The organism is Duncaniella muricolitica (genome assembly GCF_910574735.1).
Lineage (GTDB): Bacteria > Bacteroidota > Bacteroidia > Bacteroidales > Muribaculaceae > Duncaniella > Duncaniella muricolitica.
Window position 1 is genome coordinate 1 of the sequence record NZ_CAJTCF010000067.1, and the last position, 24,363, is coordinate 24,363.

General features: G+C 51.7%; 15 protein-coding genes and 1 tRNA gene. 3 read left to right on the top strand and 13 right to left on the bottom strand.

Annotation, left to right across the window (positions count from 1 at the left end; all coding sequences use genetic code 11):
* Window positions 1-44: 44 nt before the first annotated feature.
* The 7 genes from QGT73_RS13340 to QGT73_RS13370 form a co-directional block, all read right to left on the bottom strand.
* On the bottom strand, window positions 45-641 hold the full coding sequence (locus QGT73_RS13340) for a hypothetical protein (protein WP_280122744.1): 597 nt from the start codon (window positions 639-641) through the stop codon (window positions 45-47).
* Window positions 642-655: 14 nt separating this feature from the next.
* Window positions 656-1,567: a WYL domain-containing protein gene (locus QGT73_RS13345; protein ID WP_280122745.1), complete on the bottom strand. Its 912-nt coding sequence runs from the start codon at window positions 1,565-1,567 to the stop codon at window positions 656-658.
* A gap of 20 nt (window positions 1,568-1,587) precedes the next feature.
* Window positions 1,588-2,472 (bottom strand): GIY-YIG nuclease family protein, encoded by an 885-nt coding sequence (locus QGT73_RS13350; protein WP_280122746.1) that lies wholly within the window; start codon window positions 2,470-2,472, stop codon window positions 1,588-1,590.
* Between the two features lie 501 nt (window positions 2,473-2,973).
* On the bottom strand, window positions 2,974-10,386 hold the full coding sequence (gene sov / locus QGT73_RS13355) for a T9SS outer membrane translocon Sov/SprA (RefSeq protein WP_280122747.1): 7,413 nt from the start codon (window positions 10,384-10,386) through the stop codon (window positions 2,974-2,976).
* 68 nt (window positions 10,387-10,454) lie between these two features.
* Entirely contained in the window at window positions 10,455-11,048 is a 594-nt protein-coding gene (gene ruvA, locus QGT73_RS13360) for a Holliday junction branch migration protein RuvA (protein ID WP_280122748.1), read from the bottom strand.
* Between the two features lie 30 nt (window positions 11,049-11,078).
* Complete coding sequence (locus QGT73_RS13365) at window positions 11,079-12,164, bottom strand: hypothetical protein (RefSeq protein WP_280122749.1); 1,086 nt, start codon at window positions 12,162-12,164, stop codon at window positions 11,079-11,081.
* Window positions 12,151-13,368 carry a C1 family peptidase gene (locus tag QGT73_RS13370; RefSeq protein ID WP_280122750.1) on the bottom strand — a complete coding sequence of 406 codons (1,218 nt, stop codon included), beginning with the start codon at window positions 13,366-13,368 and terminating at the stop codon, window positions 12,151-12,153. Before QGT73_RS13370 ends, QGT73_RS13365 begins: the two co-directional genes overlap by 14 nt.
* 143 nt (window positions 13,369-13,511) lie before the next feature.
* Between QGT73_RS13370 and QGT73_RS13375 the strand changes: the two genes are divergently transcribed.
* Entirely contained in the window at window positions 13,512-14,132 is a 621-nt protein-coding gene (locus QGT73_RS13375; protein ID WP_123617580.1) for an outer membrane beta-barrel protein, read from the top strand.
* 88 nt (window positions 14,133-14,220) lie between these two features.
* On the opposite strand, the gene QGT73_RS13380 is transcribed toward QGT73_RS13375, so the two are convergent.
* From QGT73_RS13380 to QGT73_RS13405, 6 genes are all read right to left on the bottom strand, one after another.
* A complete protein-coding gene (locus QGT73_RS13380; protein ID WP_280122751.1) occupies window positions 14,221-14,586 on the bottom strand; it encodes an MmcQ/YjbR family DNA-binding protein in 366 nt (121 codons plus the stop codon).
* A gap of 64 nt (window positions 14,587-14,650) precedes the next feature.
* Entirely contained in the window at window positions 14,651-16,801 is a 2,151-nt protein-coding gene (locus QGT73_RS13385) for a cytochrome c biogenesis protein CcsA (protein WP_280122752.1), read from the bottom strand.
* A 6-nt stretch (window positions 16,802-16,807) separates the two neighbouring features.
* Complete coding sequence (locus QGT73_RS13390; RefSeq protein WP_280122753.1) at window positions 16,808-18,448, bottom strand: di-heme oxidoredictase family protein; 1,641 nt, start codon at window positions 18,446-18,448, stop codon at window positions 16,808-16,810.
* Between the two features lie 22 nt (window positions 18,449-18,470).
* Window positions 18,471-19,634: an imelysin family protein gene (locus QGT73_RS13395; protein ID WP_280122754.1), complete on the bottom strand. Its 1,164-nt coding sequence runs from the start codon at window positions 19,632-19,634 to the stop codon at window positions 18,471-18,473.
* A gap of 32 nt (window positions 19,635-19,666) precedes the next feature.
* Window positions 19,667-20,971: a hypothetical protein gene (locus tag QGT73_RS13400; RefSeq protein WP_280122755.1), complete on the bottom strand. Its 1,305-nt coding sequence runs from the start codon at window positions 20,969-20,971 to the stop codon at window positions 19,667-19,669.
* A gap of 217 nt (window positions 20,972-21,188) precedes the next feature.
* A complete protein-coding gene (locus tag QGT73_RS13405) occupies window positions 21,189-22,613 on the bottom strand; it encodes an MFS transporter (RefSeq protein WP_280122756.1) in 1,425 nt (474 codons plus the stop codon).
* 153 nt (window positions 22,614-22,766) lie between these two features.
* On the opposite strand from QGT73_RS13405, the gene QGT73_RS13410 reads away from it, so the two are divergent.
* Window positions 22,767-23,882 (top strand): AI-2E family transporter, encoded by a 1,116-nt coding sequence (locus QGT73_RS13410; protein WP_123617586.1) that lies wholly within the window; start codon window positions 22,767-22,769, stop codon window positions 23,880-23,882.
* 89 nt (window positions 23,883-23,971) lie between these two features.
* Window positions 23,972-24,045: transfer RNA gene (locus tag QGT73_RS13415), tRNA-Pro, on the top strand.
* The last annotated feature ends 318 nt before the right edge of the window (window positions 24,046-24,363 follow it).

The window sequence follows — 24,363 nt, forward strand, 5'->3', positions numbered from 1 at the left end:
CTTATACATTAACTTTGTATTCAATAGTTTTGAATACCATAAAGTTACAAAACTTTATGGACATAAAAAAGCCTCAGCTTGTGAAAGTTGAGGCTTTTGCTATTTTTTTTGAGAAATAGTTCTGCAACAACCTCGTCCTTAAAATATAAGGCTGAAAACCCTATATTATCATTATCGGAGAAATAGGGGCTTTTCCATCCGTTAAGAGAATCAAGTTCGTGTTTTGTCATTTTTGATTTATTTGTTGCAATATAATGTGATATGTTGTGACCCATTGACTGAGGTATAGGATAGCGATATCTGGCCATTATTTCTTCGAGCATTAGGTCTATGTCTATGTCGAGTTTGTTGTTGCGCATGTTGAAGCCACTACTGAAATAGTCCAAGCCACAAGCGGCGGCTTCGAGTGTCTGTACTCCACGGTGTACATTATCTTCTGTCACATGGTCATAATTTTGAAATGAGTGGTATATGTCTTTACGTATGTCGTAGCCCATGGTGGTGAGATATCCGATGTCAAGAAGTTTTTGTTCGACCGGATAGCAGCCAAACTCGTGGCATAGCGCGTCAAAATAAGTACGCGGAGTGCGTGGCAAACTTAAATCATTCAGATTGCCATAAGTATCGCTATAGTAGTCCATAATTTAAAATTATATTAGAGATAGAGTTGAGATAACAGTCGGACTCGTTGTGTAATGGTTTCCCTTACTGATGCCGGAGATATTATTTCAACTTTCTCACCATGGGAGAGTAGCTCCATGAAGAAATCATAGGTTGGACACACAAATAGTCGTAGATATACATATCCGTTTTCGACTTTGGTGACGCTTTGGCTGTGATGTAGCGGGAGTGCAAGGAAGTAGTTGGCCTGAGATTTTTCTACACGCAGGGTTATTGACTGAGGGTTGACTCCAGGCTCTCGGATTATGCCGTAGCAGTCTGAAAACAAGTCATTAAGATTGATTTTGGGCCGTTCTGATTTATTTCCGGCTTGTAAAGATATAATTCGGTCAAGAGGATAGGAATAAGGAGTGCCGTCGGGTAGTTCGGAAATTAGATACCATCGTTGACGGAATAGTTTGAGACCGATGGGGTTGACTGTCAGTTCCTCTTCGGCGTCAAGATCATAGTTGTGTCGATAAGTCATATTCAGACTCAGGCTTTCATCCAGAGCCTGAAGTATGAGTTGAAGATAGGATATATTGCCTATGATGGGTTCAAGTTCGATATATCGGGCGAGATTGTGACTTCGGGCCATTGCATCCTGAAGGGTAACCGCACTGTTGAAAAGTGTACGCATCCTTTGGGAGCTGTCGGGAGAGTCGGGCTGGGAGATGTAATATGTGTTGTCGCTCCGGTTGCAGAGAATGTCGATGTCAAAGAGATTTTCGACAGCCCTGCGGTGGTTTTCAAATGTTTTGTGAGGTAGCGGACACCCCTCGCCAAGCGAGGAGTGCTGCCACATCTCACTTAGTTGTTCAAAGGAAATGGGCCCGTATGACGCTATCTTGTCGTAGAGCCATAAGTATCGTTTGAAAAGATATACCTGTGTTCTTGTCGAGCCCATAAATGTAAAAGTGTTATGGATTAGTTCTTGTTATAACCAAATTCGCGTGTCATGAATTTGCTCTTGTATAGGTTTTCGCGCTCGATAGCTTCGTGAGGAAGTATGTTTATTGGGAGTTGCTCGAGTATGCACCATTGGAAATGGGTGGCATATGACGGGTCATTAGTTATAATCTCCTCCAGTTCCTTGTTGTTGCCGTGGCCCCCTGTCTGGAAATAGGTTTGCCAGCGTCCCCATATACCATCCGAGCTGTAGGTGCTTCCAACATACTGCTTGCCGGTCTTTTTGTCCTGTATCAGATATATGCCGTTGACCGAACTGAGTACGCGCTTCCAGATTTCGTCATTATGCTCAAATATAGCTTTGAGTTCATGATAGTTGAGTATGGTATCCGGAAAGGATATGAAACGCGGCACTCCGTTTTCGTCATCAAATCCTTCGTCGATACGTATGACGGGTTTAAGCTGTTTGGTAAAATCCTGATGCCAGCTTACAACTGCTTTGCCCCAGTCTATGACAACTCGTTCCGACATGTGTTTGAAGTCTTCGACTTCCTCAAGGTCAAGAATACATCCGTCAGGAGTGACAGGATGCTGTCGGCTGCCGTTGATTTTATATACGGCAATCAGTCGGGCTGTCGTGCTATGTTCGCCAACGAAAACAACCATATATTCCGTTTTGTCAAATGTCTTTTTCATTTGTTCGGCCTGATACCATTTGAACCTCTCCTTGTCGTAGCGATAGAGATTATAGATTGAGTCGCTCACTTCCTCGCCGTTAATTATTTTAATCTTGCGGTTGTCGGCATGGCGCACCAGTTTGATATGTTTGCTATTGTTGAACTCTTCGTTCCCGACTCCTCTGAGGATAGTCTGGATTGTTACGATGGGGCGATTTTTTTTCATATATTTCTATGTAATTGGTGTTGGCTTCACAAAGGTAGTTATAGCTTTAGCCGTAAGATGGCGAAAGCGTGATAATATCGCCCATTTTTTGCCTCGTTGGTGTTTTGGATGAATGATAATAGCAATAGTCTCATCGGTAGCGGTGCAAAAAAAGCGTGGCGATTAGTACTGAATATCACAACTGAGGTATCGCCAAACACCAATGAAGAAATATACAGTCAACCCCACGCTATGTACATATATCAGTCTTGCGTGATGGCAAGGATGCGGATATAGCACAAGCATGAAGCGTCTTTTATGACTGCTTATACGTCTTCGTAAAAATTGGCGATTTTCAGTTGTCGTATCAAGCAAAATTACGCTTGTAGAAATAAAAATGTAAATAGACTATTCCTCTGAACAGTCTGTGGAGAAGTGCATACATACATATATGTGCACTAATCAATGCAAAAGTATAAAATTTTTGTATCAGGTGCAAACCTCTGGAGATTAAATTTTTATTTATCTTGCGAGGGAGAGGTTGAGGTTGATGCCGAATGAGGTGTTGGTGGTGGGGTAGGATGTGGAGGATACAATAGGGGTGTTGATCTGGTGGTCAAAGAAGGCTCCGATGGTGAGTCGGCGTGACATGATGTAATTGGCAGCAAGGTTGATGCTGATGGTGCGAGTACCTGAGGTGGCTTGTGTGTAGGCTGTCTCGATGCGGCGTATCAGGGCCTGGGTCTCGGCAAATGAGAAGTCGCCGTTGATGGTGAGGTCGTTGGATATGCCTCGTCCCGAGCCTTTCATTTTGAGCACGGTATTGAAACCGATGATTTTATATCCGAGTCCGAGGGTGATGCCGCGCTGGTTGGCCTCGACTACCTGTCCGGCCGAGGTGTTGAGGGTAAGCGTGCGAGCGTCGCGATATTCGGCCGAGAGGGTCATGTCGTTTTTGAGGGTGGCCGATGCACCGATGAGGGGGGCGAATTTCTCGGTAATGGCTACCGATGAGATGTTGTAGGGCGACGAGGGAATGGGGCTTCCGGTGAGTTCGTCGAGAGTGAATCCGAGGTCGCTTCCGGCCGGTGAGCCTATGGCCGAGGCCCAGTTGAGATAGGATGAGTAGGAGCCTACGCTGTAGGTGCACTGATAGGCGTGGCTGAGGGTGAACGACTTGAATATCTTGCCCATGAAGCCGAGATATATGAGTCCGTCGTAGGTGACGCGCCAGTTGGGGAGGGCGTTGGCAAATGAGGGGAAGGGGGTGAGATATTGACGCGAGGGGTCGGTGCCGGAGTAGGCGGCAATGAACGCGGGGATGAGTATGTCGCTCGAAGTTGGGCTTACGGTGCCTACTTCGGGGTTATAGGGGAGGCCGGCGTTGATGTTGTCGGTCATGAAGCCGCCCTGTGGATAGAGCAGATTGCGATATTGCTGTTCATAGCGTGCTGCAATGACAGGGATGTTGGAGAGGAATGCGTTGAATGCCTCCGAGTCATATCCGTTGTCGGCCTTGAAATGGCGCAGGGCTGTACGCATGGCCACGTGGGTCTTGGTGTAGGAGCCGGCCATGGTTGTAGGCATCCCTTCATACATGAATTGCATGGAGCGGGTGCGGTTGTCGGTGCGGTTGGTCGTGAGGAGTACTTTGAGGCCTTTGACGGGTTCGAGTGTGAGCTCGATATTGAGCTCGCGGGTGTTGGTGAAGTTGGCCGGAGAGGTCTGTCCGTCATCGGTGATGAGCCATCCGCGGTTAAGAGCTTTTTCGACAAATCCTTCGCCCTCAAATCCGAACGCAAAACCAAGGCCCGGAGCCATCGGCCCAAAGCTGCCTGTCTGGCCGAACACGTTGCCTATGTCGGGGCGGTAGAGGGGGAGCGAGAGGGTGCGTGTGTTGCGGAAACGTATCGCCGCGCTACGTGGTGACATGATGAGGCGAGTGCCATATTCGGCCACATGGCGCATGAGGCTCTTGTGGTCGTTGAGCTGTTCGGTCACCGTAAAGCGGAGATTTTTGTCGCCGCGGGTGAGGATGACGATATTGTTTTGATCAGTGACTTTGTGGGCAACGGGATAAGGTTTGTTGTCCATAGTTGTGGCCGACACCTTGATTTTGGTCGTGCGGAGGTTGTGGCGGATGGTAAGAGTGGTGTCGGGCTTGAGTGAGAATGTACGTTCGAAGCGTTTGGGTTTGCGGGCCGAGACTTTGGGTTTCTTGGCCTGGAAACGCTGGTCGACCTCCTTGGTCCAAGACCATTTGCGGTAGAGGGTCTCGAAGTTGAGGCGTCCGTCGGCGTTCCATGCGGCCTGGTTGGCTATGGAGTTGCCTGTGGATATGCCGTCGATTTCCGAACCACGGTCCCAGCGATAGGTGGTGTTGTAGGATAGATTGCCTGTGAGCCAGTCGAGGACGGGGATTCTGGAGAAAGGCGCGCGATAGCTTACGACAAACGACTGGTTGTAGCTCCATGGTGTGCCGAGGCGCATGATGCTCTGCATGACGGTGTCTTTCCACTCGCGGTATTGGTCGGGGAAGAGGCGGCGGTTGACGGCACCCATCGGTTCGTCGATGCGGGCCGATGTGTTGGAGTTGAAGTTGACGCTGAGTGATTTGGTGAAGTTCCAGGTGAGGGCAAACTGGCGGTCCCAGATGAAATTTTTGCTCACAGAGACGGGGAGACGGAAGTCAATATCGGTCTCCGAGCGGGTCTGCATCTCGTAGTAGTAGCGCGAGATGGTGGTGAGGAATGATATGGTGGTGGGGAGATAGTTCAGCTCCCAGTCTTTGACAAATTTCAGGTTTTTGTTTTTGCTTTTGATAAAGGCAAACGGTTTGACGCCCTTGTTGTAGGGTGAGTAGCTGTATTGGAGCGAGCCTCGATAGTCGTTGGTGTACTCATACTCGGTGGTGGGATCGTTTTTGGACTGCTTGTTGAATGAGAAGTTGAGCGTAAAGTTGGCCGGGTCCCATGGTTTGGGAGTCTTGCTCTTGACGTCAAACTTGAGTCCCGAGATGGAGAAGCTCTTTATGGTGGTGCGCTCGACGGCATAGTTGAGTATGGAGTCTTTCTGCGTCTTGGTCACACAGGCGTCGAGGGCGTCTTTGAGTTCGACGTCCTGATCAAGAGGATTGTATTTCGGTGTTGTCTTTTCTTTTGAGACAGAGTAATATATCGGAGCGCGCAACTTGGCTTTCTCGGGCAGGAAGCGTCCGGCGTCGACCTGCATGGCAAAGTTGTATTGTTCGTAGTCATCCATACGCCGTGCATTGAGCTGTTGGTCTACTGCGCCGAATCCGGCAGTCTCCACATGCGCGCCAAAGTTGAGGGTCGCTATGTCGGAGACTCCGAGGTTCATGTTGCCTTTTGCCGCCCAACCTCCCGAATTGTTGAAGTCGGTCACTTTAAGTTCGTTGAGCCATACAGTGCCGTCCTTGACTGTCGGAGAATTGTTGCGCACGCCCACGAGCATCACGCGCACGTCGCTCAGCGAGGGGTTGCCCATCACCGAGATGCGGTTGCGTTCGTTGGCCGGGTCACGCGAGGTGTAGACGATGCCAAAACCCACGCCGGGCTCGTTTTCGTTCTTGGCACGGTTGCGCTCTTTCTTGAGATCGACGAGTGCCTGGAGGTCAAAGTCCATGAAGTTGGCCCTCGGCCATACGATGTATCGGTCGGCCTGTGAGTCGTCGGAGTATTTGCCGGGAGGGGTCAGTTCGAGCGGTATCTCATACTCATAATAGTTGGCCTTGACATCGGAGCCGAGACGTATGAAGGCCGAAAGCTCGCCGCTCTTGAGGTTAGTGAGGTCATCGATGAGACGTTCGGCGTGAATCCACATCTGCATGCGCTTGTAGTTGCGCAGGTCGAGCATGGTGTTTTTGTAGACTCCGCGTGCGTCGCCGGCCTGAAGGCCTTCGACTTTGAGCGACATTGACTGCTCGTTGAGCTGCACTATCTGGCTCTGGCCGGGGTCGGTGATGCGTGTGACTCCGGGAGGGAGCACATAGTTGACCGGCTCGCGGTCGGCGTTCTCCTCGATGTTGACCACCGAGACGTCGAGTTGTCCGTCGGCCGGAGCGTCGCCTCGGGTGTTGAGATTGAAGTCATAGGGACGCCACTCGCCTTTGACCAGCTCGAGCGTGGCAAAGCGCAGGTGGGTCACGGCTTTGAAGCCGGTCATGAACATGCGGGCGAAACGTATGGTGGAGAAGTCGGAGATGTTGCCCACGGCTTTCTCGTAGTCGCTCAAGGGTATCTTGAACTGATACCACACCACTTCCTGCGATGTGCCGTCCTGATTGATGACGATTGATGTCTGCTTGTCAGTGATATAGTTGCGGCCCACTTCGAGGTCTTCGGGGCGTATGGAGACACGATACTGATAGTAACGCTCATACTCGTTGAGAGTGTTGTCCTGATTGATGTCCTCTACGTCGGGAAGCGAGCGAGACGACTGGTAGAGAGGGTCGGGGGCTTCGTCGGGAGAGAGCGAGTTGCCCTCGACACCGTTGTAACGCTTGTAACGTTCGAGCACGCCGAGACGCTGTTCGTCATAGTCATATCCGCGGAAGAAGTGATAGTTGTCGCCGGCAGGGTCGTTGAACGGCGAGAACTTGTCGGCCTGCATCCTCTCGATGGCTGACGGGTCGAGACGGCTGCGAAGTGCCTGAAGATATGATTCGTAGGACGAGAAGGTAAACTCGTCGTCGTTCTTGAGTCCGTCCAGACCGACGTCCTGGATTGAGCGTGCCGAACTGTTGTTGTCAAACGCATAGGTCAGCGAGTTTTGAGATGACACGCGGCCCCAGACGGTCTCTTTGATGAACTGGTCATTTCCGTCGACCGGGATACCGTTTTCATAGCTTTTCAGGCCGTCTTTCAGTATGTCTTCGGATATTTCGCCGAAGTTGAGATACAGGTCGCCGCCCTCGAGATTGTTGTTATCGGGGTCGAGAAACGGTGACAGCATCCAGAATTGCACATACTCGATGTTGGAAGCGTCAAAGTTGGTGTTGTCCATCTTGCGCATTATGCCTCCCCATCGTTTTTCGGGATTGAGCAGATAGCCCTGAGTGTCGATGTTGGTCGCGTCGAGGTTGTAGGGGCCGCGCTCGGTGGGGTAGAATGAGAGGTTGAGTGTCTGGATGATGTTTGACTCTCCGTTTGTATGCTGTCGGCCGGGGAAGATTTCGCGCGACGTGACCTCGCGGATGTAGGGATTGTTCATCTGCTTGGGGTCGCTCTTGATGTAGCCCGGACATAGCGAGGAGTTACGTTCGGTAAACATGCGGTCGATGTAATACCAGTTGATGAGCGCGCGGTTTTTGCCATAATCCACGTTGTCGCTGAGGGCGGCTTCGGGAAACAGTGCGTCGGGCGACGGGTCATAAGGTGTCGAGGCGAGAAACCATGCGTAAGGCGAGCGCAGATCTATACCTGTCTGGGCCGACTCGAAGTCGTCGATATAGCTTGAGCCTTTGTTGGAGCCGCTTTTCTGGGAGTGGGGGATGAGCTGGGCAAACTCGGCCTGAAGCGAGAGTGTCGACGGCTGTATGGCATTGACGGTTGGTATCTTGTTGAGGAGATTGGTCAGCCACATGAAGCGTGTGTTGTATTGTGCGTTGAGACCCCACATGGAGTTGTTGACCACCTCGTCGCCGATATTCACCTTTTCCGTGAGTGATTTTTCGGAGAAGTGCATGAGCGTGGCTCCGACGTTGAAATCCTTGTTGAAACGATAGTTGAGGTCAAGGCCAAGGAGAGTCTTGCGCTGCATGGAGTAGAGCGACTGGTTTTCGAGCGTCACACTGATGCTCTGGCCCGAGTCGATGATGCTCTGGTTGGTGATGGTGACTATGCCCATGGCGTAATCGACCGTGTAGTCACTGTTCTCGTTGAGCACCACGCCTCCGGCTGTGACTATGACCGAGCCTCGCGGCACATTCATGGCATTAAGGCGTATCTGCGAGCCTGACGATGCCTGATAGCGGCCGGTGAGGACAAACTTGTTTTTATCGGCAAACTGCCGCGCCACCGTGAGTGTGGAGTCATACAGCTCCTGATAGACGTATTGCTGTGCCATGACGGGGTCGCCGATTTTCTCGGAGAGATTTTTGCCGAACGGCTCTACTACGGGAAATATGATTTTGCCCTGCGAGGCGAGGATGGTGTAACCCTCGATAAAGTCAAAGAATCCGTCGGGATTGGACGACTGGTTGGAGTCGATGCGGTCGAGTCCCATCACCTGAAGCAATGGCACATTTGAGATAGACGGGACGGGCAGATAGTTGATTTCGGTGCCTGTCGTGTCGCTGAGATACTTGATGTTGAGTCGGAAATTCTGCTGCTGCACCTGATAGGCTCCGAGCGAGTAGACGTTTTTCATCATCAGCTTCCACATGGGCAGCTTGGGGTCGAGGGTTGTCGACTTGAGCATCTTGAGATAGAGCGACTGGTCAGTGGTGGTGATGTCGGCCGAAAATTCGCCCACCTGATATGTGCGTCCGTTGTAGGTGTATTCATAGGCCACACCCAGCACTTCGTCGGCACTGAGAGCGTTTTTGAGCGAGATGTAGCCGAGGGTAGGGTTGAGTGTGTATTCCGACGACGAGAGCAGACGTGCCGACTCGACCTTCTCATAGTCACGTCCGCCGTCGATGCCAAAGGCAGCAAGCGGACTGAGGGCCTGTGTCACCGCGTTGATGTTGCGGGCATCGGGATATTCGGTCTTGATGGTGGAGAGAAGGTTGTTGGAGCTGTTGGAAGGCACAGGCACGGCATAGTCGGGCTGCCAGTAGTTGTTGGCAAGCACACTGTTTTCACCCAGGTCCATGAAGGCAACAAAGTTGCGGCTCTGGTCAAAACGGCTGTTCTTGTTGGTGATCCACACCTCGATGCGTGTGATGTTGATGCCCGAAGTGACCAGCGGCAGACGCGAGGCGAAACGGTCGTAGTTTTCGCGGAAATATTGAGCGAGAAAGTAGTGACGGTTCTGGTCATACTCGTCGGCGCGCACGGTGAAGTCGGTGGTCTGCGAGCCGCCTTTGGAGTTGACGGTTGTCGACTCGGAATTTTGCTGAGACACGAGCGCGGTGGCTGTGAGTTTGCCAAACTGCAGTTTGGTTTTGATGCCGAATAGAGCCGTGCTGCCTCGTATGAGCGACGAGCCGGTGGTCATCGACACATTGCCCGCTTCAATAGACTTGACTATGTCGTCCTCTTTGCCCTCGTAGGCAAGTTTGATATTCTTGGAGTCGAAGTCAAATGTCGCGTCGGTGTTGTAGGTCATGTTGAACTTCATCCTGTCGCCCACCGAAGCCTGTATGGTGGCCTGGATTTTCTGGTCGAAGTCAAAATAGGTCTTACGCCGCGAGTTGAGCGACAGGGCGGGGTTGTCGGTCTTGTTTGACTTGATGCCCATCGACAGTGTCATCGAACCCTGGGTGCGGAGACTCACGCCTCCGGGTCCGAAAATCTTTTCGAGCGGTCCGAGGGCAAAGTTCATGTCGAGAATATTGAACGGCTCTTTTGACGGGTTGGTCAGAGCCTCGGAGTTGCGCATGCGGAAGTAGTCGCGCATCGAGCGTCGGTTTTGCCACTCGTTGTATTGCTCCGGGCTGAGATAAAATGGTGTCACGACATCTGTCTCGCCCACGCGCGTGCGTATGACATAGCATCCCAACTGCGGGTCATATTCAGTGACAGTCGTGACATTTGACGGATTGGTGAGGTCGGCTGCAAATTCGCGCTCCATGAAATCTTCATATCGCTGTGGCACGGTCTGCTGCACCGGAAACGGCATCATAATCGAGTCGGCCTCTCCGACAAGAGACGACGATGTGACAGGCGAAGCCGGCGGTGTGAAGTCGGGGTCGACTCCACCGGCGTAGCTGTGCAGGGCCACGGCCATGAGCATCAACGTTATGCTCATGGCAGCCGACAGGATGTATATGTAGTTACCTCGTCTCAGATTGCAATGCTATGTCCAAACACCTAAGGTCACAACATGCCCAGAGCCTGCTTGATTGCCGCCTCGACCTTGATGTCGGGCTTGCCGTCAAAGATGCGGTTAAGCACTTTCTGCGACTGCGGACGTGGAAATCCGAGAGCCGTGAGGGCGGCAAGAGCCTCGTCATAGACAGCGTTGCCCGCTCCGGGTGATGTGAGCTGTATTGATAACGCGTCGTCCGATGGTTTTATTTTATCCTTGAGGTCAACAATTATCCTTTGTGCAGTCTTGGCTCCTATGCCTTTGACACATTTGAGTCTTGTATGGTCGCCCGAGGTTATTGTGGCTTCAAGTTCGGCCGGAGCGAGTGATGACAGTATGAGCAGGGCTGTCCCGGGACCTACGCCTGAGACACCTATGAGCCGACGAAACAGTTCGCGCTCTCTTTCGGTAAAGAATCCGTAGAGAGTCCATGCGTCTTCGCGTATCACCTCGTGAAGCAGGAGCTTGATTTCGCCCTTGCAGTTTTGAAGCGACTCGAAAGTGTTGAGCGATATGTTGACCATATAGCCCAAGCCGCCGGTCTCGACCGCTACATAGGTGGGTGTGTTTTCGGTGATAATACCTTTGATGTATTCGTACATTAAGAGTTTAAGAGTTTAGGAGTTTAATGTTTAAAGTTTAAAGTTTAAGTCTGTCAGAGTCAGAGCGAAACCTTCGCGCGGCTTGAGAAGGGTGGGGGTGTTGTCGGTCGTAGCCGCACGCTGCCAGCTCATGAGCATAGGGCGTGTGGGCGAGAGGCGGTCGGCAATCTTCATGGCGGCCACACCCATTGTCATACGCAGGTTGAGCTCTATGCAGGGGTGGAGGTGTGTCATCCCGTCATCACCCTCATAAGCCATCATGTCGATACCGAGCCATCCTTTATAATAAGGTGTAATCATCGGAGCGAGTACACCTTCAAGCTGTCGGGTGGCATCGTCGAGCTGCCGGAGTAGTCCAAGAGCGTCGATGCGGCCGAAGAAATAGTCCTGCGGTGCCACGATGTTGCCTGTGTAGGCTCCGCGTGCTTCGGTCAGAAACATCGATAGGCCGCGAAACTTCGTGCCGTCGGTGTCACATTCATAGAGCGCGCCAAATTCGGCCACTTTCCTATAGCCTCGCTCGGCCATCACGCTCCCCTGGCGGTGTATGATGCCGGCTGTCTTGTCGAGCAGCACTTTACGTGACAGCCCTTGTGCGCAGAACACTCCGCGGCCGCTGCACGACCATGGCGATTTGAAAAAACGGCCCGGCGATTCGTCCTCAAGTTGTAATGCCCTCATCGGGTCGGTGACCTCCTCTGGCAACAGCCGGTCAAGCCCCATGGCCGACAGGATGGCTATCGACGAGCGTCGATGGCTCAGCCGGCGGATATGCTGGAGAGTCTCGTCAGATGGCAACGTGGCAGGGTCGATGCCTGCCGCGACAAACTGACGTCTCGCATCCTCGCTCCATCCCCATGGCACGGCTTCAAAGGGTGTGTCGGGCATGGATGTCGAGGCTTTGAGGCCCCATACAGATGATAGCCATGCGGCGTCATCGTCTGTTGAGACTGAGGGAGCGATAATCCCGTCGCCACATTCAGCCCACCATACAGGCAACAATGCCCCCGCCCTGTGGAGCTGTGCGGCATGGGGCGGGGGTGTGTAATGTCGACACCCGAGAGCCAGTGCGAGGTCATTCTCGGGATTGAACAGGTGGAGTTTACTTCTTGACACTCTTGGCAAGGCCTAATTTCTTGGCAGTGTCGACTGGTATTGCGTCGCGGTGCACGAGGATGTCCATGGTCTTGGCCAGGAAGTAAGGCTCGGATACGTAGAAAAATCCGCCATACACCTGATTGGTGTCCCAGGAGTTCTTGACTTTATAATAACGGTTGCCGTTCTGGTCTACGGCCTTGCCCATGATTACCATGCCGTGGTCGTCGGTGGTCTCGTGGGAGTCATACATCTGCTGACGCAGCTCTTGTGTGACGGTGATTTCCTCGCGCGGACCTTCGATTTTATTGTTTTCGGCCTCACGCTCCTTGTCGCTGAGGGTGACCCAACGCGAGAGTTCGGTGTTGGTCATGTCGGCTTCGGTCTTCTTTTTGGGAATGATGGCATATCCGTCGGTCCATTTGAATCCGGGTTCGCTCACGTCGGCAGCCCATGCAACAGAGTAGCCTTTGTCGAGAGCATTGTCCACAATGGCTTTCATCTCTTCGAGAGGCACGTTGTAATATGAGCCCCATATCCAGTTGTCGGCCACTTCCATCTGATAGGGCTGATAGAAGGGATGGTGGGTGAATGAGGTAACGGGGATATAGTCTGCCATGTTGAGTCCGAGCATTTTGGCAAATGACTGGGGAGTGTAGGTCTTGCCCTCATATTCAAATGTCTCGGGAAGTGAGCCAAGATAAGCGTCGAGCACGGCGTCAAATCCGGCTTTCCAGGCTGTCGATTTCTTGCCTTTCTTATTGTTTACGGCATTGAGCATGCCTTTTAGCACAGGCTCCAGCTCGTAGTGATCGTGCTTTTCCTCGCCATATTCCAATCCTTTATACGCACTCTCGGGCACAATGCCGTAACGCTCGAAGACATAGGGTACATCAAGAGTGCTACCGCCCTGTGCGAAGTTGACCGTTCCATCGGTGCGGATATATTTGTCGGCCTTGTCGCTGTAGCAGTGACGCACGATAAACATCTCGCTCAGGTCATATTCTTTGCCTTTGGTGCGGAGCAGTTCATCCTCAATAAAACCTATACCGGAGAAGCTCCAGCATGTACCAGACTTATTCTGATCCTTGACTGGAGTGGTCTTGTTGACTTTGACGTCTGTAAATTTGAAGCCGCCGATAGTGTCGGACTTCTCGGCATTGCCCTCGGCATACGCGCTTAGAGCAAGAGTGGCCATGATTGCGGCCGAAAGATACTTTTTCATTGGTAAGATGTATGAATGGTTGTCAGACCTATTTATAATCGGTTCACCGCAAAGATACGCTAAAAATCTCTAAACTCGGAATATTTAATGAAAAAATCACTACCTTTGTCCGCTGATTATTAATCAACCCTCATCACATCGACATGAAAAGAAGCCTTACAGCCCTAATGATAGCCCTTGTGGCCCTGTGTGCCGTCTCCACCGCCCGCGCTCAGATGCGCTGGGGTGCATCGGCCGGAATCAATATCAACAGCATGAAATTCAAGCAGGATCTCTTCGGGGTGAGCAGTGCGGTCGGTGAGTCGGCCGGTATACGTGGCGAGATGATGTTTCCCGGCATAGGCTTTGGTCTGGAGCTGGGTCTCTTCTACCAGCAGCAGGGTGCGACACTCGCTCTTGGCGACAAACCCATATGGAGTACTCAGGGTTATGGCAACGAGCGTGTGTATCTCCACAGTGTGTCTATCCCGTTTAATCTTAAGTTTAAGTGGACACGTATGCAGGGACTTGAGGATTATGTGGCTCCGTTTGCGTTCGGTGGTCCTATCCTTCAGATACAGGCTGGCCACAGCAAGTGTGACGCTCTAAAATATTCGGGTGGAGATGTGGAGCTTTGTGCCGGCATAGGTGTCGAGGTGATGAAACGTTGGCAGATAGCCGGTTCGTATATCTGGGGCATGACCTATGCTCTCAAGACAGCCCAGCTTGTGGATGTCAGCGCGCGTAACCGCACCTGGGATATCAAAGTGACATACTTCTTTTAAGAATAAAAATCGAAAAAATAATAATCAAGGGAAATGGGAAATCTATCTCGATAGATTTCCCATTTCCCTTGATTATTTAGAGAGCCGTTTATTCGATGGTCATGATTTCAGGATTGGCGGCAATGATGCGTTTGGGCAATTTTTTTGCTGTCTCATTGTAACTGTGACGTATGAGCGAGAGGATGAGTTCGTCGGTCAGAAGTCCGCGCAGACTCACTTGATTCCAGTATTTTTTATTCCAATGCCATGCCGAGGTCACTTCGGCATAGCTGTCTCTGAGTTCGCGTGCATACTCAGGGTCGCATTTGAGTACAAAATAGTCGGGGTGGTCAAATCCGAAACATGCAAAAATCTTGTCACATACCCTGAAAAGCAGATAACCTTCGCCAAAAGCTGAGTCTTCAGTCGTGCAAGGCAATCCAAGGCAATACTCACGTATAGTCTCTATATCCATTAATTTATTTAGATGATTTTTAGTCAGAATTATGGTGCAAAGTTACGGAGTTTTTGGCTTATAATCAAGCCACACCGTAGGAATGAAGACCTGAAAGCAGATAATTGACTCCAAGATAGGTCATGAGTACCGACATGAATGCTACGAGCAGGTAGCGCAGCAAAATCTTGTGGCTGTGGAAGAAAGAGAGCGAACTGCTATGGAGTGGCATGGCATAGATGAAAAATGTCACGAGAGCCCATGTCTCTTTCGGATCCCAGCCCCAGTAACGTCCCCATGACTGGTTGGCCCAGATGGCTCCGGTGAATATGCCGGCTCCCAAAAGGAACAGGGCCGGGACCAGAAGGGTGATGCACACTACTGACATGCGTTCGCGGCGAGGGCGCGACAACAGACCGATGGCGGCGGCAAGAGCGATTATACCGAAGAGGGCATAGGATGTCATGACCAGCATGACGTGGAGCGACAGCAACCGTGAGGCCAGCACGGGCATAAGTGTCGACATGGCAGGATTGCGGCTTCCCATCATGGCGACAAGCAGCGAGGCTCCGGCCACAATAATGCCGAGAGGTGCCATTACCGCTACGCGCCGTCCGCACCAGAGTGACAGCCCCAGAGCTATCCACGCGAGCGCGAGCATTGTTTCATAACCTGTGGCCAGAGGGATGTGGCCTCCCACAATCCAGCGCAGTATTATAATATATGTGGTATATGCGAAGACTGCCCATGTGGCCGGGGCTGTAAGGCGTCTTACAAAAGGATATTCATAGAGATATGCAATCAATGAAATGAGTCCCAGAATCAGTGTCAAAACCGCTGACAAAAGCGGGTAAAAAGAGTTGTTGTAAAGCCGTTCGGCATTAATGGCTGTTGCTGACGGGAGTGTGTTGCCGGCCATGGATTCCTGAAGCCGGCGCAGGTGCTGTAACTCGTCGTTGGCATGGCGAAATTGTCCGTGGTTTATATCATAATATATCGATGAGAGAGTAGATGCAAACGATTGAGTCGCTTCGCTGTCGGCATGCGACGGCAGTCGGTCGGCCCATGAATACCATGTCAGAGTGCTGTCGGACGGGTCTGTCACAGGCAGAGTAGTCAGAGCGTTGCCTGTGCACACTGTTGTGATGAGTGTCACGCGGTTGTCGTCGGCCAGCAGGTCGCGGTCATCGCTGTGGGTCTCGATGAGATGTTGGAGTCTGTAGATGCCTCCGGTGTAGAGGTCGGTGAGCGATACGTATGTGCGGCCGTCCATAGCCTCGCGTGCACGCCGGCTTTTCAGTCTTATTATGGGTTCATGTTTCCATGAATCGTAATAGAATATCCACCCGGTGAGTACCTGTTCGGGTGACAGGCCTTTATAGTTGTCCTTGCCACTGACGGTCATGCAGAAGTCACGGGCAAATGTCTGGACCGGTTGTATACGTCCGTTATGGGATATGTAGAGTGTCCCGAAAGTCTTGGCCAGCGGCCGTTGCAGCGTTTCGGGCATTGAGTCTGTCGCTCCGGCGGGGCTTGCTGTAAACCAGGCCATCAGCCCGGCAGCCATGAGACGGCGGAGGTTGAGGCGAAAACGTCCGTTACGTTCGATAAGTGCGGCGGCCATGGCGGCAAACAGCAGTCCGTAACCGGCAAAAGTTATACCTATACCCCAGGGGTCATGATTGACGCTGAGTGTTGAACTGTCACCTGCAAGGCCTGACTGGCAGAAGCGATAGCCGTGAATGTCAAGAGTGCGGTTCATGGATATGCGGTGGCGGGAGGCCGAGCCGAGACTGTCGGTGATTTCGACTGTCGTGTAATAGTCGCGCGGGGAGTGTGTGCCGGGATAATATTCCACACCGCAGCCGATGAGTGAGAGGGAGAATGGGAGTGAACGTGTGGCTGAGGAGTCGGAGAGGGTGAATGTTGAGACGCTCTTGCCTTCGTGAAGCGTAACCGAGCCGTGCTCTCCGCAATAGTGTGTAACAGCGGCTCCGGCAAGGATTATTATGAGCGAGAGATGAAGTGACAGCACGGCCACCGTCATAGCCGAGCGTCGGGCTATGACGGTGACGAGTCCTGTCACTGCACATATGACCCATAGCGCAATCATCCATGGAGAATGGTAACAGCAGGAGAGGGCCGTAGGGGTGCCGGAATATTTCTCGACAACCGTAGCCGTAATCAGTCCGAGGGTTACAAGTGATAATGATATGAATGATATGTAGCGGGTCATGTGAGATTATATGGCGTCGACAAATGTGATGATGGCGTCACGGTCCTCTTTGGGGAGTGCGCGGAATCGTTCGATGCTTCTGCGGGCATCGCTTTCGGATGAGTAGCCGTGCCACATGATGGCCTCCATGGCTGTGCGTGCGCGGCAGTCGTGCAGACGGTCAGCGGCCGGCGAACCTGTCACTTTCTGATGCAGACCGCGCCCCCACAGCGGAGTGGTGCGGCACCAGCCTGTGCGGATGTCATTGGCCATATGCAGTTTGTGCTGCACCATGTCGGTGTAAGGCCATATGGTCTGATAAGGATAGCGGGGCAGCTCGTTGTTTTTGAAGAATTTGGCCGGGTCGCGTATTTCGTCGGCACCTGTGGTCCATGACGGACGGTGGCAGTAGGCGCAACCGATTTCCTCAAACTTCTCCTTGCCTCTTGTCACGGCCGGATTGTCGATGTCGCGCACGGCAGGCACGGCGAGTCCGCGATGCCATATCATCAGGTCGGTATATTCTTCATCGGTCATCTCGGCCGGAAGAGTCTTGGAGTTGAGATAGGCGAGTATGCGCGACTCCATGTCACCGTTCCACCACTCGGGATAGTTGCGGTCAGGGTCGATTTTGGCAATGTAGCTGTCAAATCCGGCCTGTACCTCGGGGTCTTTGGCCGAACATGATGCCCATGAACCGGCAGCATCGAGATAGTGGTAGCGGCGGTCGGAACGGGTCACGTTGGTAATGTTCCATATGGCGTTGGCTCCGGCGGCATCCTGGAGCGGTCCGCGCGAGAGCGCGTAGGTGAATCGGCGGGGATAGAGTGTCCCGTCGCCCTGGAGTGCGTTGGAGTATTGGCCGGTCCAGTTGCCTGCGGCATAAAAGGCCGGATTGAGCTCCATATAGCCGTCGGCTTCCTCCTTGCGGTATTGGGCCAGCAGGTCGGCATCGTCGATGGCGTCGAGGAGTCCGGTGCCATAGATGCCAATGGTGCTTTCAAGGCGCACCTCATAGTCGTCGGTGATGTCATAGCCCATACGGTAGGCATAGACGGCTGATTTGGGCATTATGACTTCGGGATAAATGAGTTCGTAGGTCTCTCCGTCGGCAAACTTGTTGCCCCACTCATCGGTCGCCTTGTGCCATTTCACAGTAATCTGGCTCTCGTCAAGCGGAGCCTTGAACGGAGCCACGGCATGGCTCTGAGGCATACCGGCGAGCCATGTCACATAGGCATCGGTGTTGCGGTTGTACACGCAGAGCAGACATCCGTTGCCTATCTCGGTGGTCTTGAATGAGCCTTCATCCACACGCTTGCCGTGGCTGTAGCCGGGATGGCAGTGTATGCACGACGAGCGTATGTAGGCCGGACCGAGGCCGCTGCGGGTACCTGTAGGGTTGGACATGAATGGTTTCTCAAAAATGGCTTCTCCATTCTTGAACTGCTGATACATGCCGCCGTCCTCTACGGCCGGAGTCGGCTGTTCGAGTGCGTTGGATGTGGCGAGATAGGAGGTGCCGAGCTGTCCGCCGGCATAGTACCATTGTGGTTTTTCCTGTTCTCCGTTTACAGATGTGCTGTCGGTGATTTCGTCATCGGAACAAGCCCACAAGGCAGATGCCATGAGGGCTGTCCCAAGCAGACGTGTTGCGAATGCTTGCATAGGTATCAACTAACTGTTTGTATTATTTGAGTATTTCGTTGTAGGCTTTTGTCAGTTGGTCGACGAGATCGGTGCCTGTCACGAGACGCGCTTTGGTGGCTTCGGGGCCTGTGGCCGAGAGCATGAACGGTTCGGGGATGGCGGCAATGGCTTTGATGGCGTCCTCGATGGCCTGACGGATGTCGGCATCCAGTTGAGGATTGCTCGACTTGATGTAGTCGGAGAGAGAGGCGTCGCCGCTCTTTGAGCCGCAGTAAGCGTTGCGTATGCTGATGATATTGTCCTGGAAATCCTCGATAGAGTTGAGCGAGTAGGGCGATTCGATATAGTTCTTGTCATCGTCGCTTGTGCCGCTGTTGGGACGTCCGATTTTGGTATTGCCCACCTCGTCGGCAATGTCGATGCAGCCCTGAAGAATGTCCTCGGCTACTTCCTGATATGTCTTGAAGGTTGAGCCGGGTTGGCCTGCGTTGATCATCATTTCGCCATAGTTAATATTCTTGTCAAGCTCAGCTTCCTCAAGTATCTCCTGCTTTTCAGGACTTACATTGTCAGTGCCGGCCCAGCAAGCCTCGAGAAGCACACACTGGTTGCGCAGGTCTTCGGTAACGAGTGTGAGATATTTGAGCTCCTCGGGGGTATAGTCGAGCGAGTGGGTGTGAGATGTCTGTCCGTCGGAGCTGAGTTCAAAAAGCATGTACTCTACCGAATGGAAACCGAGCAGACCATATCCGAGGTTGTTGTCGACTGTATATTCCTTGCCGGCGCGGATTTCGGCCAGAAGGTCATCCATGGCGTTTTTGTCGAGAGGCCATGAGTCGATATGCGGGTCGATATAGTAATCGGCAGCGGGACCGAAGAGGAATGCCTCTGACAATTCCCAGCTCTTGCGCGACTTTTTCCATGAGTCGGCAGCGGCTTTCACGTCGGCCGAAGTGAGTGTGCCGGCGGTGTGCTTGGACTGTATGGTCAGACACAGGTCGTGAAGTTCGATGGCTGCGTCGGCCATTGACTTGTAGGTGGGAAGCACCGTGTTGTTGATGTAGGGGACGACGGCGCGTGAGATGGCCTCTTCTTTGGCCGAAAGATTGTTGTCGAGAATGTTGTCGTCATTGTTGTCAGAGCATGCTGTGGTCATGGTCATGACGGCGGCCGACAGGGCGAGAAGTGAAAATACTTTTTTCATTATGAATTGTTTTTTTGATTATATGTTTTGAATTAAAGAAACCATCCCGAGTAGGCTATGCCGAGTGAGACGGACGGTTCGTTGTAGTAACGACTGTCGAGAATGCCGACCGCATACTCACCCTTGACCACAATCTGCGGCAGGGGATAGTAGTTGATGCCGGCGGCTACGCGCTGGCGTCCGCACCAGTAATGTTTAGGGTCTCGCTCCATCTTGTATTGTGAGTCGTAATAGTCATAGCGGCCGAATACAAACAGCCGTTTGCTCGTGGTGGCATAGGTCGGGATGAGGCCTAAGATGTTGTAACCGGCCTCAATACCGGTCGCGATGGCTGCACTGCCCACACGCTGGCGTTTCGAGATGGAATTTTTTGACATTGACATGTTGAAGTCTGTGATGGCTTTGGCGTCGGAGAGATGTCCGTAGTCAAAGTGTCCGCGTGCCACGATGTTGTGTCCGCTGTAGGCGAAGTCAAACGAGCCTATGGCCACGGTGCCGTGTATGTTTTCTACCTTCTTGCCGTCGGTGGGGTAAAGTGTGTTGCGGAAACTGTCGCCGATATAGCCCGATAGCGACATGCGCAGTCCGGGCACCGAAGTGTTGTCGACACGCACAGCAGCCGCATATTTGTTGGCTATCTTAAATTCATAAGGCGAGCCGGCTCCGTCGTGTATCCACCCTTTGTTGCCGAAACGGTCGCTGTCAAGGCCTGGGAGCAACATGGCTTCGTAACGCCATTTACCGGCCTTGCCCCATAGGCTTATACCCACTTCGTGCCATGTGCACGGCATGATAGTGTTCTCACCTTCGGGACGATATACACCGAAAAACTCTGTCGGCATGTGGTGGGCGTTGGTCTGTCCGACAGGCACTACAAGCATACCCGCGCGCACATTGAGTTGGGGCATGAACGATTTTTGAATCCAGAATTGTTCGAGGGCCACTTCGCCGCCTCGTTCTATCTCCTTTTCATATTCGCCGGCTTCCTCTTCCTCGATTTCTACGGCACTCTCTGTGCCGCCGTGTTCAAATTCGATTTCCGAACTCATACTCCATCCCTTGCCGAAGTCATATCCAAGAAATATCACTACGTGGGGCAGGTCGAATCGTCCGTGGCTCTGTCCTTTGTAGGCATCCGGAGTAGAGTATCGCAGATAATTGTCGCTATAAAAATTGCGGGTCATTACGGCCTCGCCATATCCACCGATGCTGAGGCGGTTGCGCATGCCTGTGGCTTTGGCCGTCGAGTCGGGGAGCTGCTCGGAGTGGGCGGTTGCGTCATGAGGCATTGCCATGGCCGACAGTCCGACAAGTGCACCGAAAATCAGTCTGTTCATGTGTTGTGATAATGATGATTAAGTTTAACGGTGCAAAATTACTATCATCATTTTACCTGTGCATTAGCTAAAATTTGGTAAAAATTAGTGAAAAAATAGGGTCAAATACCTAAATTTAGTGATAAATTACATAAACGGAGCCCGTCCGGAATAGATAGATTCCGGGCGGGCTCCGCTATGTTTTCAGAGGCCGAAAAAGGTCGGTCAGCAGCAGTGGTTACGCTTCACCGTCGAGACGCACATCCTCAAAGTCTTCCTTGATATTGGGATCCTCGAGGCCGTAATGATGCTTGGCGTTCATCGACTTGAGTATGACGCCGAATATAAGGGCGAGTACGCCAAGCGATGCAAAGCAGCACATGGGGATGGTGTAGTTGTACTGCAAGGGGTCGGTCACACCTGGGTTGGACCATGTGATGACTTTACCGATAATGATGGGCACGAAAGCCAGGCCTATATTCTGCACCCAGAAGATGAGCGAATAGGCACTGCCGAGAAAACGTTTGTCCATAATCTTGGGCACCGAGGGCCAGAGTGCTGCCGGCACAAGTGAGAACGATACGCCAAGCACAACGATGGCTGAATAGGTGATGAGTTCGCTCTTGGTCGAAGGCACAACGAAGGCAAACGTGAGATGACACACTATCATGAGGATGGCACCCAATATCAGCATGCTTGCACCCTTGCCTTTGCGGTCAAGGAAATAACCGAGGAAGGGAGTGAGTATGGCTGCTCCGACAGGGAACCAGCGGAAGATGTCGGAAGCCTGAGTCTCGGTGATGCCGAGGTTGCACTGGAGCATGTTGGCGGCATAACGTTGGAACGGGAAGATGGCTGAGTAATAGAGCACACACAGCATGGCGATGATCCAGAACAGACGGCTGCTGAAGATGGCACCTACGTCAGAGAGCTTGAACTCCTCCTCCGAAGCAGCTTCGTCGGCCTTGGAGGCCCCCATCTCGCGGTCGAGTTTGGCATCCATAAAGGTAAATACGATGAAGCAAAGGAGTCCGATGCACAGCAGAGCCGTACAGAAAGCTACCGGTACAACCACCGAGTGGGGTGTCACACTGTCGGCCAGACGGGGTGAAATGGTAAAGATGAAGAATACACCTATACGTGCGATTGCCATCTCAAGACCCATAGCAAGAGCCATCTCTTTGCCTTCAAACCATTTGGCGAGGGTCTTGGACACAGTGATGCCGGCCATTTCGCAGCCGCAGCCGAATATCATGAAACCTAGAGCTGCGAGCTTGGCACTGCCGGGCATATCGGTCCACCATGAATTGAGCCACTGGTCAAGACCGGAGCCCTGAAAATTCTCACTGATAGCGTAGAGCTTGATGAGCGCGCCGCCCACCATGAGCGAAGCCGAGAGTGTGCCGGTGAAGCGTACTCCCATCTTGTCAAGAATAATGCCGGCGAGTATCAGGAAGCCAAACACATTGAGTATATACTCGGCTCCGGCATAATAGCCGAAAGCGTCAGGCGACCATCCGCGTTGAGTCTGTATAAGAGACTGAAGTGGTGACATTACGTCGACAAACATGTAGGCAAACAGCATCATTGATGCCACCAGTGCCAAAGCTGTCCATCGTGCCCACGCCTTGTCTGACAGTAGCCGGCGTCCTGACTCGATGATGTTTTGATTAACTTTTTCCATCAAGATATCTGGTTATGTTTAAAATTGATTCAAGGTCAATAATGATGGACAAAATTAATCAAAAATATGTAAAATCGGAATAAATTCACTAATTTCGTGAACTTAAAACCATAAAAAGAATTACACTGCACTATGCCGCATACACAGCCCTACAATCTTGACCGTACAGTCAGACTCGTCATCAACTGCGTGATATTTCTTGGAGTCATATGGCTCATAAATACTCTCAGAGGCGTATTGCTGCCATTCTGCGTAGGATGCCTCATTGCTTACATCTTTGAGCCGTTTGTGCAGTTCAACCGTGAGTTGCTCAAACTCAAGGGACGCGTCATCGCCACGCTTGTCACTCTTTTTGAGGTCTTCTTCTTCTTTGCTGTCTTTTGTTACATCTTTATTCCAATGATAGTACATGAGTCGGCCCAGATGGCTTCAATGCTTAAGGCGTATGCTACGAGCCAGCATAGTGTCCCGTTTGTTCCCGAGTCAATACACTACTTCCTGCGTCGTCATCTTGATTTCGAGATGCTCGCCTCAAAACTCTCGCGTGACGAGTGGATAAGCATGATAGAAGATGGGTTGTCGGCTTCATGGTCGGTAATTACAGGCTCGATATCTATCCTGATGAGCGTATTCAGTTGGGCTGTCGTTCTGCTCTACGTTGTGTTTATAATGATTGACTACGAACGCATATCCCGTGGATTCCGCCACATGGTCATGCCTAAATATAGAAAAACCGTATTCAGCGTGGCTCACGATGTGAAAGTATCCATGAACCGTTATTTTCGCGGCCAGGCACTCGTGTCCTTTATAGTAGGTATACTTTTTTCCATTGGTTTCCTTATAATGGGGTTGCCCATGGCTATCGTGCTCGGCATGTTTATAGGGTTACTCAATATGGTGCCTTATCTGCAACTCGTATCGCTCATCCCCACCACACTTATATGTCTTGTGTGCTCTGTGAGCAGCGATGCCAGTTTCTGGACATTGTTTTGGGAAGCCATGGCCATATATATAATAGTACAGGCCATACAGGACTTGATACTTACACCCCGTATCATCGGAAAAGCAATGAGTATGAATCCCGCCATTATATTTTTATCCCTATCCGTGTGGGGAACATTGCTCGGACTCATAGGACTGATTATAGCAATACCCCTTACGACGCTATTGCTTTCTTACTATGATAGATACGTGATAAAAAGCACAGGAGATAGCCATACGGATACAAATTTTATAGAAGTAGATTAAGTTAATGAGTGTTAAAATATGGCGAAATATTTGGAGGGTTTAAAAAAAGTCCCTACCTTTGCAACGCAAAACAAAAAACAAAGCCTAATCGGGGTGTAGCTCAGTTGGTTAGAGTACGCGTCTGGGGGGCGTGAGGTCGCTAGTTCGAGTCTAGTCACCCCGACTGATTAGGAAAGAATCGCCTGTAATTCAATTGATTACGGGCGATTCTCATTTTCAACCGGAACAAAAACGGAACACGCCGTTTTTATACCGCATAGTTTTAACGGGTCAGCGGATTTTTCCGGTGGGTACAAGGGGATGTCGGAGTATAGTGTATCCGGAGAGCTTCTTTGAAGAGGTATACCGGGCCCAAGCCGAAATTCCAGTGCATATGTTAAATTGAGTAGACCGAAGTGTTAAATATTCAAGCGTACAGTTTGACCAGGCGGAAGATGAAGAAATCGCGGTCTCGGACACCGCGCATTTGCGAGCGGAAGAT

Excerpts from the sequence above, each read along its gene's own strand:
- QGT73_RS13340 (WP_280122744.1), bottom strand. The coding sequence starts at position 641 with ATGGACTACTATAGCGATACTTATGGCAATCTGAATGATTTAAGTTTG.
- QGT73_RS13345 (WP_280122745.1), bottom strand. The coding sequence starts at position 1,567 with ATGGGCTCGACAAGAACACAGGTATATCTTTTCAAACGATACTTATGG.
- QGT73_RS13350 (WP_280122746.1), bottom strand. The coding sequence starts at position 2,472 with ATGAAAAAAAATCGCCCCATCGTAACAATCCAGACTATCCTCAGAGGA.
- sov (WP_280122747.1), bottom strand. The coding sequence starts at position 10,386 with ATGAGCATAACGTTGATGCTCATGGCCGTGGCCCTGCACAGCTACGCC.
- ruvA (WP_280122748.1), bottom strand. The coding sequence starts at position 11,048 with ATGTACGAATACATCAAAGGTATTATCACCGAAAACACACCCACCTAT.
- QGT73_RS13370 (WP_280122750.1), bottom strand. The coding sequence starts at position 13,368 with ATGAAAAAGTATCTTTCGGCCGCAATCATGGCCACTCTTGCTCTAAGC.
- QGT73_RS13375 (WP_123617580.1), top strand. The coding sequence starts at position 13,512 with ATGAAAAGAAGCCTTACAGCCCTAATGATAGCCCTTGTGGCCCTGTGT.
- QGT73_RS13380 (WP_280122751.1), bottom strand. The coding sequence starts at position 14,586 with ATGGATATAGAGACTATACGTGAGTATTGCCTTGGATTGCCTTGCACG.
- QGT73_RS13385 (WP_280122752.1), bottom strand. The coding sequence starts at position 16,801 with ATGACCCGCTACATATCATTCATATCATTATCACTTGTAACCCTCGGA.
- QGT73_RS13390 (WP_280122753.1), bottom strand. The coding sequence starts at position 18,448 with ATGCAAGCATTCGCAACACGTCTGCTTGGGACAGCCCTCATGGCATCT.
- QGT73_RS13395 (WP_280122754.1), bottom strand. The coding sequence starts at position 19,634 with ATGAAAAAAGTATTTTCACTTCTCGCCCTGTCGGCCGCCGTCATGACC.
- QGT73_RS13400 (WP_280122755.1), bottom strand. The coding sequence starts at position 20,971 with ATGAACAGACTGATTTTCGGTGCACTTGTCGGACTGTCGGCCATGGCA.
- QGT73_RS13410 (WP_123617586.1), top strand. The coding sequence starts at position 22,767 with ATGCCGCATACACAGCCCTACAATCTTGACCGTACAGTCAGACTCGTC.